We start from the raw sequence: 14,584 nt of genomic DNA, 5'->3' as shown, positions 1-14,584 counted from the left end.
TCTTCTCTCCTCTCCCAGAGCCTGGTACAGTACGGATAGTACAGGTAGATATACGCACGTGGTGACGACATTGAGGAGTACAGGTAGTTGTCGATGATTGCTGAATGTGTCGGACTTGATATCGGACAGACGGCCTTCAAGGCCGTGCGGTTCCGTCGCCGTCTGAGCGGGCGTGAATCGGTCGAATATTTCCACCTGCCCGTTCCCTATGGGCGACCGGAACAGATGGAGCCCGCTCATCGCGCAGGCATGCTCAGAGATTTCCTCTGGCAGCATGGCTTGTACGGCAGTGGAGAAATCGTCACGGCACTCCCCTGCCAAGACGTATTTGTCAGAACCCTCTCCTTTCCCTTTCGCGATGCCTCCAAACTGGCGCAGGTGGTTCCCTTCGAAATGGAAAACCTGATTCCGATGCCCTTGGAGGACGTCACCGTCGGCAGTCTGTTGTTACCGGCTCGCGAATCCCAGGAAGGAACCGCAAAAGCCAAAGGGTCCGACGTCCTCGTCACTGCAGCGCCCAACGAAAAAATCGCTGAACATATCCGGTTTATGGCCTCCGTCGATCTCAACCCCTCTGCGATCACCATTGACGGCATGGCCTTATTTTCGGTCAGCCAATTCCTCAAGGAGGAAGGGGCGCAAGTTCCTGGCGATATGGCGATTATCGATGTCGGGGCCTCGAAGACGACCTTGTGTCTGATCCATGAAGGTCGTCCGGTACTGTTGCGGACCGTGCAATGGGGAGGAAATCATCTCACCCATGCGCTCGCCGTCCGTCATGCCTGCAGCTTCGCTGAAGCAGAACGACGGAAGCGAACCCTGGCCGTGAAAGAGATCGACGCCTGGCTGGAACCAGTCCTCAAAGAATTGCGCGTCTCGCTCCATGCCTACGAAGGCAGTGTCCATCAACGGTTGACCCATTGCTGGGTATCGGGCGGTGGCTCAAAATTGAAAGAGCTCAGCGGATATATGGCGAACCAGCTGGGCTTGAAGCCGGTCGGTCCTCGGCAAGGATTCGGAGCGAGCTGCCCTCGCGCCTTTTCCATCGCATTCGGACTGTCCATCCATCCGAATATCGTGCGGCCCCGCTGGAAGTCGAGATTGGCCGGATCTGGTCTCGTCCTGGACTTTAAAGCCGGTAGCCAGGATGCATCGGCCACAGGAGATGCCTCGAAACACGATCGCCGATTGGCGTTGTGGGGCGGACTCATCCTGGCCGTTCTGGGTCTGGTAGATCTCTCCACACGCGTGATGCTGAAGGATTCGACGGTCAAGGACCTCAAGCGGGGACTCCAAACTCAATACGAGCAAACATTTGGTCCTGGCGCGAGCCCCGGAGAAGAGTTGGATCAAGCCCGCTACCGAGTATCGCAAATAGAGAAAGGGCTCTCGGTGGTCGACGGGAGTCGCTATAACGTGCTGGCCAGCCTCGCGGAACTGGTGAAACATGTCCCGCCAGGGGTGCCGCTGAAAGTACGAGAGCTGACGATGGACGGAGCCAGCATCCATCTGGAGGGAGAAACCACAACCTTCGATGCCGTCGAGAAGATCAAGCAGGCCTTCGCGGCAGTCGAAACACTGCAGGACGTGTCTATTAGCGACACCCGTGTCGGGGCTGTCCCGAACCAAGTCGTATTTCGGCTGACCTACATGGTGCAACGGCCATGAAACAGATGCTGAAAGAACGGTGGCACCATTTCTCGCAACGTGAACGGATCATCGTGACCACCGGCGGAGCGGTCATCGCGGCAGTCCTCGTGTTTCTGCTGATCATCGATCCGCTCACCGCGTCGATCGACAAACTCGACCGGCAGGCAAGCCGGAAAGCGAAAGACAGCCAGGAGTTGGCACTGGTGGCACAGGAATATATCACCAAGCAGGCGCGGATCGCCAAACTCGAGCAACGGATGCCGAAGCCGCCGGCGCAGTTCTCCCTACTGGCGTTCATGGAAGAAGCGACGACGACGGCGCAAATTCGCGATCGTATCGGCGGCATGCAGCCACAGGCTCCCCTCGTCGTCCAGGGCTATCAGGAAACCTCGGTCGACCTACGGCTCGACGGCGTCACGCTTCCCCAGCTCCTCGCATTGCTGATGGCCATTGAACAGGCCCCCTACGACGTGCAGGTGCACCATCTCCAAATGAAACCGAAATACGACAACCCGGTCAATCTCGACGCGACGCTGAAAATCGTGACCTATGCCAAGGTCTGATGAGCGCGGCATTGCCCTTCTTCTAACCCTCCTGGTTCTCACCCTCCTGGTTGCGCTGATTCTCGAATTCGATGTCGAAGCGAGGCGGGAATACCGCGACGCCGCAGCGTTCCGCGACAATTTTAAAGCGACCGTGCTCGCACGTGCGGCGGTACAGGCCGCCCGTGGCGTGTTGCAGCAGGATTTCATCAAGGACAAAAAAACGGGACAGTTTTTCGATGCCCCCACCGACATCTGGGCCTTTCCCATCTCCAACTATGCCATCGGTGATGGCGTACTGAGCGCGAAAATCGAAGACGAACGGGGCAAACTCAACCTGAACGAATTAGCGGCCGGCGGAGATCCCATCGCCAAAAAGGCCAAGGTCCTGCGGTTCAAGAGACTCTTCGAACTCGTGCAGGTCAATCCTGATCTGGTGGACGCCATCGTCGATTGGGTGGATCAGGACGAGGTGCCGGAAGCCTCCGGCGCAGAAAGCCCCTACTACCAAACCTTGCGCCCCTCCTATCGCGCGGCCAATGCTCCCTTGCAGACGCTCTTAGAATTACGCCTGATCAAAGGGATGACACCCGACCTCATCGAGAAGCTCTCGAAGGTGGTAACCGTCTATCCTCAAGAAGGAGAAAGCCGGGTGAACGTCAACACGGCTAATCCCCTTGTCCTTCAAGCCCTCGATCCTCGTATCTCGCAAGGCGTGGCGTCAGATATTATCCAGGCGCGTCCTTTCAAGACCATTCAGGACCTCGATCGCGTCAGTAGCTTCGAAGAAGTTGGGAAGGAACTCCGGCTCCAAAACCTGTACGACATCAAAAGCGATCTGTTCTTGGCCCGTCTGATCGTGAGCGTCAACGAGGTGACCAGGAATGGGACCGTGGTACTCCGGCGCGATGCCAATACCGGAGTGAGCTCGGTGCTGTATTACCGTGTGTTGTGATGTGTGAATCGTGCCTCATCGTGTGATCTTCCATCTCTCGACCCGCCCCATAGCCTCCTGATTACACCGACATAAACATGCCCCCCATCAAAATTTAACAATTCTGTAACAGCGCCGTTACGGATTCTTTATGTGAATCCAGGATACTCCCTTCTGACAACACTGTGGACTCACTGGCCTGCACAGGCCAGACAACAAGGGGGGACGAAGCGTGCAGATCTGGCCACTTCCGCAACAATCGAAAGATGAGAGCACGACGTTTTTACGTGTAATTTTACTACGAGCCTTTGTCCTGTGCCTGGTTCTCACCTTGGGCATTAACAGCACCCTGGCCGCAGTTGCGGCAGAACCAGACATCATCGGTCCTCAATCTGGTTTGACCGCCACTCCTGTTGCCGACCCAAGCCAACGGGCAAGTGTCGGTCAGCGCCTCACCATAGAAAGCACCAATCTCGAAAGTCTCCTATTGGAAAAGGGACTCATCACCCAGGATGATTGGATTCGCCTGAAAGCGGAAGAAGAACGCCGCGTCTTCGAGCAGACGCCGGAGATGCAGATGGCTGGCAATCCCCGCTGGTATGAGCGCATCCGGATCAGCGGGTACACCCAGTTTCGTATCTCTGCCGGACCCACCGACGGCAAGATGAGCATCCCTCTAGGCGATAGCAATGCGACCCACCAGCCACGTGAATTCTACATGCGGCGCATCCGCCTCGTGTTCCAAGGGCAGGTTTCAGAACGGCTCGCCTTCTTCCTTCAGGGCGCCTTCGAAGGCGATCAAGGAACACAAAATATGTTCAATAAGGAAATTATTGATGCGTACGGCGACTACTACCTGACAAAAGACAAGGTTAACCGGCTTCGATTCGGCCTACACAGAGCGCCAAACTCCTTCGATACCTACCGATCAAGCACTAATCGGCAAGAACTCGACCGGCACGAATCGGTTCAAAGCGGGGCGCCGGGGGAACGAGACCTCGGCATAGCCTATTATTGGAGCCCCAAAATCGCCCAAGATCGGTTTTCCCAATTAGCGGCTTATCACAACGGACCGGGCGATTATGGCGTCTTCGGCGTCATGGTTTACAATGGCCAAGGCCGCAACAAGGCGGAATTGAACGGCGACAAGCATGTCGGCGTACGATTGGCCTATCCGTTTGAGTTGCCGAACGGGCGACTCCTGGAAACCGGCGTGATGGCCTTTCGCGGGATCTACTCAGTCACCGGCGCCGGATCCCCCACCAGCACCAGTTCGGCGGCGAAGTGTTACGACGCCTTGAATAAGGAAGGCGGCTGCGACGTCAACGATCAGCGCCTCACGGCCTACCTCTGGACGCCACCGCAACCCTGGGGACTACTTGCCGAGGGCACGATTGGACGTAATGCGAAGCGGAACGCGAGCAATAACACCATTGAAGAGTCGTCGCTTCGAGGCGGTTATGTGCAGGGGTACTATACCTGGCAATACTCGGATGTCGGCCAGCTCACGCCCTATGTGCGCTTCGGTGAATATTATGGTGGGATCAAATCGATCAGCGGTGCACCAGATGGCCAATCGCGAACCTGGAACTTCGGTCTAGTCTGGGAACCGGATACTCACTGGAGGTTTGTCACTGAACTCATGTTGAAGGACGGACTCAACGAGACTCTGGTGCGCAATCAGGTGCAGGATCAATTTGATGCCTCCCTGTTGCGATTCCAGGCCCAATTCTTCTTTAATTAGAAGAACCGTCTTACTCGAGAAGAAAGGAAATGATGATGACACATAATGTACAACAGCGGATCTGCTCTGTCCGTCCAGCACAATGTCTTGCCCTTGTACTCGCTCTCACTTCCTGGTGCCTGTGGGACGAGAAGGCTACTGCAGAACAGGCCAATATCTTAGTCCAATCAGGCAATGACTCGATCGCAGAACAATACCAGCCTGCTCAAGGCATCAGCGGTCGAGTCACCATTGTCGGGTCTGATACGATGCAGCCCCTCATGGCGAAGCTCGCCGCCGCGTTCAGATCGTTTCAACCCAACACGAAATTCGGTGTCGAGGGGCAGGGATCCAGCGAGGCCATACGCGAATTCATGCTGGGCCTTTCCCTCCAGCACCGCGGGGACAAGTCAGGCGGCAAAGGCACACAAGGTGCCAGTAGTTCCGATTTATTGGCTTCGTCACGTCCGCTGACCGACCAAGAACGAAAGGGGTTTGTCAGCCATCATGGGTACGAACCAATCGGCATTCCGATCGCGATGGATGCCGTTGCTATTTATGTGCACAACGACAACCCAATCGAACACCTCACACTCGAACAAGTCGACGGCCTCTTTAGCTCCAGCTTGAAGCGAAGCAAGGGAGGACGCCTCACAACCTGGGGCCAGGTGGGACTTAAAGATCAATGGAGCCAACAGCCCATTCACCTGTATGGACGAAACAAAAAGTCCGGGACCCGCGAATTCTTTAAGCATGTGGCATTGATAGATGGGGAGCTCCGTGACGACGTGCAGGAGCAACCTGGGTCGGCATCGGAGATTCTCGCCATCGCTCAAGACCCTCTCGCAGTCGGCTATGCCGGCGTAGGATTCCAAGGTTCCATGGTCAGAATTATCCCCCTTACAAATGAGGCCGATGGGGCGGCGGTCCTACCCAGCGCTGAGAGCGTGGCCAATGGACAATACCCACTGGCCAGACCGCTCTATCTCTATGTGAACAAAAATCAGAAAGAAAAACTCGATCCCGTGGTATGGGAGTTTGTGAAGTTTGTGAATAGCCGCCAAGGGCAGGAGACCGTGGCCCGAGCGAGTCTTTATCCGTTGACCGCCGCGCAGATCTCCAAGAATTTTGAAATTTTGGGGCACAGTCTAGTGACGGCACAAAACGACGTGCGCTGAAATCTTCCCTCTGTTCTGCTATCGTTTGAAGATGAATCGAAGTATGGATAGCCTCGGCGTCATGAGAGGGAATAACATGCAGGGTTGGGTGGTTTGTGCGTTAGGAGTCGTCGTTTCTCTCAGCGTCGGATGCACAACTGCTCCGCCTCCGCGCGCTCTATATCATGACACTGCGACGGCCATCAGCCTACAGCTGGATAGCAAGGCAGGTATAGGCCACAGTCATCCGGCCAAGGTTAGTCTCGATGAGCTACGGTACATTCTCGCGGGGATCAGGATACAGTCACGGAACTCGTTCATTCCCTCCATCCTCAGCGGAGAAGCATCCCTCGTTGCAGCATTCTCCAAAGAGGAACAGGTCCTCTTGGCTCGCCATCTCAGTCAGGCGTTGCCAGAGGCGACGCCTGGAGAACTGGTGACGTTTTATCGACGCGTTTCGACTTCAGCCATCGGGTTGGCCATCACGTCGGGCGGTCTCTTTGTCCATGGTCAGCATCTATATTTCATTCTGGCAAATGACCGTACTTCGCCCTCCGAAGGCATGAGCCAGAGTATCGTGTCAGAGATCGATCCTATCGAGAACCCGCTCCTCCCGATCAGCCGGACAAGTTTCCGCGCGACCTTTGTACCTGCGACGTCTATCGTACCGGAGGATGAACAATGGCCTTGGCCTTACATCGACCCAGGCCGTGTGGTGGTCATAGATCTTGTTCAACTGGCACGGGAAAAGAAACTGCAAACTCCAATTCCAGAACAGTGATTGCCGTCAGCTCCCCCTAATCTGAGACGGTTTAAAAGGAAAACTTTTTCCTACGAGGCTGCCACTGTCCTTCCGAGTTAACAAAAGACTTACACATCTGTGACAGTACCGGAATGGACATGCTGTAGCCTCAGGATCCATGAAGAAACGGCCTGCACTAGAGCTGCGTCAAGATGGTGTGTCACAGGGCCATGAGAGGCAGACAGATTCATTGAGGATGAGAGGAGCGCGCATGCTAGTTGTCCGGTTGGTATCCTGTATGGCGATGGCCGGGTTTCTCGGAGTCTTCGACTCAGGGACTCCTCTGGCACAGGGCACCCCAACAGCTCTCATCAAAGTCGACGGATCGAGCACGGTCTATCCCCTCACGGAGGCGGTGGCGGAAGAATTTCAGAAAGCGAACCGGGGCCGCATCAGAGTGACCGTGGGCATCGCCGGCACAGGCGGTGGATTCAAGAAGTTCTGCCGGGGTGAGACGGACATTGCGGATGCCTCCCGGCCGATCCTCAAAGAAGAAATGGACCTCTGCCGGAAGAACGGCATTGCCTATTACGAACTGCCCATCGCCTTCGATGCCTTGACGGTGGCGGTGAGTCCGAAAAACACCTGGATTACGTCCATGACGGTCGAAGAGCTGAAGACAATCTGGGAACCGGCAGCCCAGAGTAAAATTACCAAATGGAACCAGATCCATTCCGACTGGCCGGATGCCCCAATTGTGCTCTTTGGCGCCGGCTCCGATTCCGGCACCTTCGATTACTTTACCGATGCCATCGTGGGAAAGGCTAAAGCCAGCCGAGGCGATTACACCGCCAGTGAAGACGATAACGTGCTCGTGCAGGGGATCGAGAATAACAAGAACGCGCTGGGCTATATCCCCTTTGCCTATTATGCCGCTCAGATGAAGAAGCTAAAAGCGGTCGCTATTGTCGGTAAAAATGGCCCGGTGCTGCCTAGTGCTGAAAACGTCATCAAGGGCAGTTATCAGCCTCTATCGAGGCCCCTCTTCATTTACGTCAGTGAGGCGGCGGCAAAGCGCCAAGAGGTCAAAGACTTCGTGGAGTATTACCTGACGGAAGGGCCGAAGCTGATCGCAGAAGTCCGCTATATCCCTTTACCGGAACCAGCCTATGGCATGGCCCGTGAGCGCTTCAAACAAGGTGTACTGGGTACCGGTTTCGGTGGTGTGCCTGAAGTAGGACTGGCGGTTGAAGCAATCATGAGCCGTCCTCCGAAACGGTAGCGCTCATGAGGTGTTCGTGCAGGCTCTGGCTTGAGGTTCTCTCTAGCAGGCTGCGGAAAACCTCGGTGCATGCGAAATAACGGCCAAAATACTCGGAGTGGCACCGCGGTCAGAACATCCACAGGATGCTCAAAAAGGCCGTCCAGCAAGGCCGCAGCGAGCGAAGAGGCGAGTCGTACCCTTGTGGTACGTTGAGCCTCTTCGTGAAGCGAGAACGCCGCTGGCGGACTTTTTCAGCATCCTGCTAGAGGAAAGGCGCAGTCTACTGATGAACACATCCAGCATGGCAGAGCAGGAGGCGATGCATATCAGTAAGCCGAATGCCTTCGAGGAAGCGGCTGCCCGTCGCCATGCGCGCCAGCGACGCGAGCGAGTGATCGAGGGCGGGCTCTTTCTTGCCGCTCTGACATCCGTTGCGGCGACGGTGATGATTATCGCGGTGCTGTTGTCTGAATCGATCGGGTTTTTCAAAACGGTCCCGCTTACGGACTTTTTTACCGATACACTCTGGACCCCCCTCTTTGCCAATCCTCACTATGGGATCTTGCCACTGCTGGCCGGTACCCTCGTCACCAGTGCGGTTGGGTTACTCGTGGCCATTCCACTCGGAACGGTGGCAGCCATCTATCTTTCTGAATTTTCCTCGTCGCGTGTACGGGAAATCATGAAGCCCGCGCTAGAGCTTCTGGGTGCCGTTCCGACCGTCGTGTACGGGTACTTTGCGTTGCTCGTCGTGACCCCGGCGCTTCAACGACTCTGGCCAGACCTCCCGGGATTTAACATGCTCGGTCCCGGTATCGTCATCGGGATTATGATCATGCCCTTCGTGATCTCGCTCAGCGAGGATGCGATGCGCGCCGTACCGATGGTGCTGCGGGAAGGCTCCTACGCGATCGGCGCGACTCGACTCCAGACTGCCTGGCGTGTCGTCGTGCCGGCGGCAACCTCCGGCCTCGTGGCCGCCTATGTCCTCGGAATTTCGCGAGCGGTCGGCGAAACCATGGTCGTGGCGATCGCAGCGGGGCAGAATCCGAATTTAACCTGGAACCCCCTGGAGCCGGCCGCGACCATTACCGCCTACATCGTGCAAGTGGCGCTCGGCGATCTTCCCCACGGCAGCATTGGCTATCAGAGTATTTTTGCCGCCGGACTCGTGCTGGCCGTGATGACCTTTGCCTTCAACATTCTCGGACATGTTCTGCGGAAGCGATTTCGGGAGGTCTACTGATGTCGACACAGTCGCTGTCCCATTCGTCCCCTTCCATCGCACGGCGCAAGTTTGCCGAGGCCCTATTCAAAATCGTGGGACTTGGCTCATTAACCATCGCAGTCGGAACCCTCGCCCTCTTATTCGGGGCGCTGCTGTACCAAGGTGCCCGTCAGATCGACTGGCAGTTCCTCATGTCATTTCCCTCTCGTCACGCCGCGCAAGCCGGCATTCTACCGGCCTGGGTCGGCTCGACCTTGATCATGCTGGTCACGGCGGTCGTGGGCATCCCGTTAGGCGTTGCAGCCGCCATCTACTTGGAGGAGTACGCACGGAAGACATGGATGACCGAATTGATCGAGGTCACGGTCACGAACCTGGCCGGCGTACCCTCGATCATTTATGGCTTGCTGGCGCTCGGGTTGTTCGTCTACATCCTGGGACTGGGCGAAAGTATCCTGGTAGCCGGCCTCACGTTGGCACTCTTGATTCTGCCGGTCGTCATCGTCACCACGCGTGAAGCGATTCGCGCAATCCCGGTCGAGATCCGGGAGGCGGCTTATGGATTGGGCGCCACCAAATGGCAGACGGTCTCGCATCACGTCCTCCCCTATTCGGCGGCCGGCATCCTGACGGGCATTATCCTGGCGTTGAGCCGGGCTATCGGTGAGACCGCCCCCATCGTCACCATCGGTGCTCTGACGTTTATTGCCTTTCTGCCTCCGGCTCCGTTCACGACACAACCGCCATATATCTCCTTCGACTGGCTCTTTTCTCCCTTTACGATCATGCCCATTCAAATGTTCGGGTGGGTGTCGAGGCCAGGCGAGGACTTCGCCGGCAACGCCGCAGCAGCCGGGGTGCTGTTGGTCGGGATGACCTTGACAATGAACGGCCTGGCGATCTACTTGCGATACCGAATGCGAAAGCAGGTGAGCTGGTAACATGGATGTCGCCGACTCGACGTACCCTCAGGAATGGCCCACACCCCTCAAGGCGGAGACCCGTGCCCTCAGTTTCTCCTATGGAAACCGCTTGGCGCTGAAGAACCTGTCGCTCCCCATCGCCGAATATCAGATCACGGCCTTGATCGGGCCATCTGGCTGCGGGAAATCCACCTTTCTCCGCTGCTTTAATCGGATGCACGACCTCTATGCGGGAAACCGTTATGAAGGTGAAATTCTCCTGTACCCGGATCAACGCAATATTCTCGCGCGCGAGGTCGATCCGATCGAAGTGCGGATGCGGATCGCCATGGTCTTTCAAAAGCCGAACCCCTTTCCCAAGTCCATTTATGACAACGTCGCCTACGGATTAAGAGTACGAGGGACCAGTGAACGGCAGCTCTTGGATGAAAAGGTCGAACAGGCCCTGCGAAACGCCGCCCTGTGGGAAGAGGTGAAGGACCGATTGACGGCTCGGGCGACCTCGCTCTCCGGCGGCCAGCAGCAACGGCTCTGTATCGCCCGAGCGTTGGCGACCGATCCCGAACTGTTGTTGTTGGATGAGCCGACGTCGGCGCTCGATCCGATCGCGACGGCCAGCATTGAAGAATTGTTGCTCGACTTAAAACGTCGTGTGACAATCCTGATCGTGACACACAATATGCAGCAGGCGGCTCGGGTGTCCGACTGGACGGCCTTCATGTACCTCGGCGAATTGGTGGAGTTTGGCCTCACCAAACAGCTCTTTACGACACCTTCCCAAAAACAGACCGAGGACTACATCACCGGACGATTTGGTTGAACCCTATGAGACAACGCCATTTTGACGAAGAACTCGTCGAGTTGAAAACCAAGCTCCTGCGCATGGCCGGTCTGGCCGAAGATCAGATCGATAAGGCGCTCACCGCATTGGTGAACCGCGACTCAGCCCTGGCCAGACAGGTGATCGAGCGGGACCACCAGGTCAACGCCTTGGATGTGGAGATCGACGAAGATTGCATTCGCCTGCTGGCCCTGCATCAGCCTGCCGCGCGAGACTTGCGGCTGATCACCACCGCGATGAAAATCGCCACCGAACTCGAGCGCATCAGCGACCTGGCAGAAAATGTCTGCGAGCGTGCGATCGAGCTGAACGAAGAGCCGCAACTGAAGCCCTATATCGACATCCCGCGTATGGCACGGTGGGCGCGAACGATGGTGAAAGAAAGTATCGATGCGTTCGTGAAGGACGATGCCACCCTCGCTCGGAAAGTGCTGACGGACGATGACTTCGTCGACGATCTCATGGAGCAACTATTCCGTGAACTGCTGTCGTTCATGCTCGAAAATCCTCACACGACGTCACGTGCCATTCGCTTGAGCTTCATCGCCAAATACCTTGAACGGATGGCCGACCATGCCACCAATATCGCTGAACTGGTGGTCTATCTCGTCGAAGGGAAAATTATTCGCCACACCACCCCACCAGCACCTTCCACCAACGGCCTCTCACAGCAGTAATATATCTTACTTTTTTCTTGCCGAGCCAAGTCCCGGTGATTGTTGCCCCCCAATACACATAGGAACAACGCAAGAATGGTCCGCACCCTTGCTTGGACCGTAGGGCGAGGCATGAGAGAAAGGCGAGAGGGAGGTGTGTCTTGCGCGGTGATGTGAATGAGGCCTGCTGGCAGGTGTTCGCCCGTGAACGGTGTGGCTAGGCCAAGAAGTCTGTCGAGAAGAGCGTGTAGACGAATCGGTGTCGGCGCAGGACGACCCTGTTACATCTGGCGAGTTGGTCGACGCAGTGGAAGATTTGATTCCAGGTATATTCAGGCATGAGACAGATGAGCGTGTCCAGACTGATCACGGTCTGCTCACTCAGATGGTCGAGAATGGTTGCCGTGAGCGCATCGGCATCGTGCCGCGCTCCGCGCAGCGGATGGATGGCAAGATCTGCTTCAAGAAGAACACTGATCGACATAGGCACCTCCTAGTGAGATTGTGAACATGATGGCCCTGATTGACCGGTCTGCTGCGTACCGCCCGTTGGCGACGGGCTGTATTGGATCGCCACAATACGCATGAGCCCCAAGGTGATGACGATGCCGCCTAATATCGCGAATTGATGCCATTCCCCGCCTGTAAACCATCGAGAGATGATCTCCGTCAGCATGACGACAAGCACGGTGTCCACGATAAAAGTGACGCGCACTCGTCCGTCTGAGCAGTAGGTCAGCGTGGTTCGCAACACTTCCACAACGGCGAGTAACGTGAGTGCATCGACAATAATATGCCGGAGCGCGACCTCAAGATCGGCGGTCAGGAGAAGCCGCAAGTCGAGAAACGTTTTCACCACGCCGCCTGCGAGACCAAGAAGAATCGTCAGGGTGAGCAGGCTCAGGATGAATCGCGTGCCGGCTTCCCAAACTCGTGTCATGTCATAGGCCGTCAAGGTCGTGACGAACCGTCGAGGCCAGGTTGTGTCCAGAGTCTGTTCCATGGTGGTTTGCGTCATAGTCCTATTCGTGTTTGGCGAAACCGTTCCAGGCATCCCGTCCGAGCGCAATGATGAAGAGCATAAAACCGAGGACGAGCGCACAGCGCATGCCCATTGCAAAGAGTGGGGTGAAGAGATCCAGTGGCATGTCGTAACTCCCCCTTCCTTCTGACCGGAACTGCGAACGCTTAAAACTCATCTATTGAAACGGGATGGAGTAGATCGCGCACCGATAATATCCCCACGATCGACGCGTCCTTGAGCACGGCTAAATGACGCGTGCCATGCTGCTCCATGAGATCTGCGGCGTCGGTCACGGACCGGCGGCCGTCAATGCCAATGACCGGACTGCTCATGATCTCTTCCACGGGGATGTAATAGGGCACCCGCTCAGCCCCGACGACTTTCCTGACAATGTCCGGCTCGGTCACGATGCCGACGATGCGGCCTTGCTTTGTCACGAACAGACTTCCTATTTTGTGAGTGGTCATGAGCTTCGCCGCCTCAATCGCCGAGGTGCCTGCTTCGATATTAACCATTTTGCGAGTCATGAGCCGATCGACGGTGATCATAGGGCCTCCCTTGGTTGTGTCCATGCGATATGGCGCGAGTCGACAGGGCGATCAAAGGACGAGGCGCAGTGGGGGCAGACGACCACCTCCATGCTTCTGACGGACATCATCAACGTGCTGAAGCTCTGCCCTGTCTGCATCCGAAGCACAGGGAAGATGACTCGTGCATGCATGGCCAATAATGTTTGAATGGCCCGAACGATCGGAACGGCCAGCAAGAGAGAGATCGTGAGCACGAACAAATAGGCTTCTGTGTTTTTCATGATCTGCTCCATGGTGGTGTATGTGTCACGCTGCATCATCACGTGGCTCTACCTTACCCCTGGGACATTCCAGTCCTGTGAATTCCTCGTAACGTCTCTGTAAACTCTGTCGTGAAAGGAGCCAGTGGGTTATTCAGGAGGTCGCGTACCATTACCACTCCGGCTTACGCCGGAGTGGTAATGGTCGGCAGAAGACACACAGAAGTCTGAGTAGAAGATCCTTGATGAGGAGGGGAACGAGAGGGAGATACGGCTTCTATTTCTCGATCAACCGCCAGCCTTCTTTTTGGATGCAGCGTTCGGTGGCGTTGATGACGAGGAGCTGACTGCCCTGCTGGAGCTTGGGATCGCGAGATACAGCTATCCCGCATTTATTGTAATCGTTGGTGTATTCTGACGAAGGTTTGTTGGGGTGAACCCATTCGGTTGAGGCGCAAGCAGTGAGTAGGAATCCTGCCGCGACCAGGATCCAGGTTGACGTCTTACGCATCAGCTCCTCCTCAATAAATGAATCATACGAGGCACGATAAACCTGTTATCGAGGAATCGTCAAGCCAGAGAGCCGCGTTGTATCTCAGCAGATGCAAGACCTGGCGGGCAAGCCTGTCGGTCATGGATAGAAGTAGGTTAGCCCTGAACTATCCGTGAATACATGACAATATATATACATATTTTCATGTATTTACGGTCAGTAGATTAACCATAACATTATCTACCCGTTCGTATCATTGTTGTGTGAATCACAGGTCTGTTACCGTGCGGTCTCCATCACATGAATGGGGGGGGCACCTGTGACAGCTGTTGATAGCCTGATGCTGGATGCGAAGCAAGCGATCATGGAAGATCATCATCGCCGTTTTCAAACCTTTCAGCAGGAAGGACGCTGGGAGGAGGCACTCCAACAAATTCACGTCACACTCAGTTGTGCGACAGACCTCTTGAACGAGTCGCTCCGAGTCCTCGACGAAGCCATTGCAACTCACGATTCTATTCCAGCCGGCGACGCCACTCCCCCTCCAAGCGCGACATTGTAATTGGACCGTGCAATGGCTCTCCCGGCCTAAACCATCAATGAAAATAGGCACGCCA

The 14,584-nt window shown here is 55.9% G+C and carries 18 protein-coding genes; 12 read left to right on the top strand and 6 right to left on the bottom strand.

Annotated elements, in window-relative coordinates; genetic code table 11:
• The first annotated feature begins 93 nt into the window (after positions 1-93).
• The 11 genes from pilM to phoU all read left to right on the top strand — a co-directional run bounded on the left by pilM (position 94) and on the right by phoU (position 11,681).
• Positions 94-1,668 (top strand): pilus assembly protein PilM, encoded by a 1,575-nt coding sequence (gene pilM / locus Q8N00_01035; protein MDP2381367.1) that lies wholly within the window; start codon positions 94-96, stop codon positions 1,666-1,668.
• Positions 1,665-2,213 (top strand): type II secretion system protein GspM, encoded by a 549-nt coding sequence (gspM, locus tag Q8N00_01030; GenBank protein ID MDP2381366.1) that lies wholly within the window; start codon positions 1,665-1,667, stop codon positions 2,211-2,213. The genes pilM and gspM overlap by 4 nt, the downstream gene beginning before the upstream one ends.
• Positions 2,200-3,147, top strand: a complete 948-nt coding sequence (gene gspK, locus Q8N00_01025; GenBank protein ID MDP2381365.1) for a type II secretion system minor pseudopilin GspK — start codon at positions 2,200-2,202, stop codon at positions 3,145-3,147. Before gspM ends, gspK begins: the two co-directional genes overlap by 14 nt.
• A gap of 211 nt (positions 3,148-3,358) precedes the next feature.
• Positions 3,359-4,870 carry a porin gene (locus Q8N00_01020; GenBank protein MDP2381364.1) on the top strand — a complete coding sequence of 504 codons (1,512 nt, stop codon included), beginning with the start codon at positions 3,359-3,361 and terminating at the stop codon, positions 4,868-4,870.
• A 29-nt stretch (positions 4,871-4,899) separates the two neighbouring features.
• The gene (locus Q8N00_01015; protein ID MDP2381363.1) at positions 4,900-6,027 is read left to right on the top strand and encodes a PstS family phosphate ABC transporter substrate-binding protein; all 1,128 of its coding nucleotides are present in this window, start codon (positions 4,900-4,902) and stop codon (positions 6,025-6,027) included.
• A gap of 364 nt (positions 6,028-6,391) precedes the next feature.
• Entirely contained in the window at positions 6,392-6,787 is a 396-nt protein-coding gene (locus Q8N00_01010; protein ID MDP2381362.1) for a hypothetical protein, read from the top strand.
• A 232-nt stretch (positions 6,788-7,019) separates the two neighbouring features.
• Complete coding sequence (locus Q8N00_01005) at positions 7,020-8,030, top strand: PstS family phosphate ABC transporter substrate-binding protein (protein MDP2381361.1); 1,011 nt, start codon at positions 7,020-7,022, stop codon at positions 8,028-8,030.
• A 268-nt stretch (positions 8,031-8,298) separates the two neighbouring features.
• Entirely contained in the window at positions 8,299-9,258 is a 960-nt protein-coding gene (pstC, locus tag Q8N00_01000) for a phosphate ABC transporter permease subunit PstC (protein ID MDP2381360.1), read from the top strand.
• Positions 9,258-10,181, top strand: a complete 924-nt coding sequence (gene pstA / locus Q8N00_00995) for a phosphate ABC transporter permease PstA (GenBank protein MDP2381359.1) — start codon at positions 9,258-9,260, stop codon at positions 10,179-10,181. The genes pstC and pstA overlap by 1 nt, the downstream gene beginning before the upstream one ends.
• A 1-nt stretch (position 10,182) precedes the next feature.
• Positions 10,183-10,983 carry a phosphate ABC transporter ATP-binding protein PstB gene (gene pstB, locus Q8N00_00990; GenBank protein ID MDP2381358.1) on the top strand — a complete coding sequence of 267 codons (801 nt, stop codon included), beginning with the start codon at positions 10,183-10,185 and terminating at the stop codon, positions 10,981-10,983.
• 5 nt (positions 10,984-10,988) lie between these two features.
• On the top strand, positions 10,989-11,681 hold the full coding sequence (gene phoU / locus Q8N00_00985) for a phosphate signaling complex protein PhoU (protein MDP2381357.1): 693 nt from the start codon (positions 10,989-10,991) through the stop codon (positions 11,679-11,681).
• Between the two features lie 196 nt (positions 11,682-11,877).
• On the opposite strand, the gene Q8N00_00980 is transcribed toward phoU, so the two are convergent.
• The 6 genes from Q8N00_00980 to Q8N00_00955 form a co-directional block, all read right to left on the bottom strand.
• On the bottom strand, positions 11,878-12,144 hold the full coding sequence (locus Q8N00_00980; GenBank protein MDP2381356.1) for a hypothetical protein: 267 nt from the start codon (positions 12,142-12,144) through the stop codon (positions 11,878-11,880).
• A gap of 9 nt (positions 12,145-12,153) precedes the next feature.
• A complete protein-coding gene (locus Q8N00_00975) occupies positions 12,154-12,678 on the bottom strand; it encodes a phosphate-starvation-inducible PsiE family protein (protein ID MDP2381355.1) in 525 nt (174 codons plus the stop codon).
• Between the two features lie 4 nt (positions 12,679-12,682).
• Positions 12,683-12,808: a hypothetical protein gene (locus tag Q8N00_00970; protein ID MDP2381354.1), complete on the bottom strand. Its 126-nt coding sequence runs from the start codon at positions 12,806-12,808 to the stop codon at positions 12,683-12,685.
• Positions 12,809-12,848: 40 nt separating this feature from the next.
• Positions 12,849-13,232 (bottom strand): CBS domain-containing protein, encoded by a 384-nt coding sequence (locus Q8N00_00965; protein MDP2381353.1) that lies wholly within the window; start codon positions 13,230-13,232, stop codon positions 12,849-12,851.
• On the bottom strand, positions 13,229-13,495 hold the full coding sequence (locus tag Q8N00_00960) for a hypothetical protein (GenBank protein MDP2381352.1): 267 nt from the start codon (positions 13,493-13,495) through the stop codon (positions 13,229-13,231). The genes Q8N00_00965 and Q8N00_00960 overlap by 4 nt, the downstream gene beginning before the upstream one ends.
• Before the next feature lie 256 nt (positions 13,496-13,751).
• Positions 13,752-13,985: a hypothetical protein gene (locus tag Q8N00_00955; protein MDP2381351.1), complete on the bottom strand. Its 234-nt coding sequence runs from the start codon at positions 13,983-13,985 to the stop codon at positions 13,752-13,754.
• 301 nt (positions 13,986-14,286) lie between these two features.
• Here Q8N00_00955 and Q8N00_00950 point away from each other — a divergent pair, with 301 nt between their 5' ends.
• Positions 14,287-14,529, top strand: a complete 243-nt coding sequence (locus tag Q8N00_00950; GenBank protein MDP2381350.1) for a hypothetical protein — start codon at positions 14,287-14,289, stop codon at positions 14,527-14,529.
• The last annotated feature ends 55 nt before the right edge of the window (positions 14,530-14,584 follow it).

It is taken from the genome of Nitrospirota bacterium, from assembly GCA_030684575.1.
Lineage (GTDB): Bacteria > Nitrospirota > Nitrospiria > Nitrospirales > Nitrospiraceae > Palsa-1315.
This window is presented reverse-complemented; position numbering and strand designations above follow the sequence as displayed.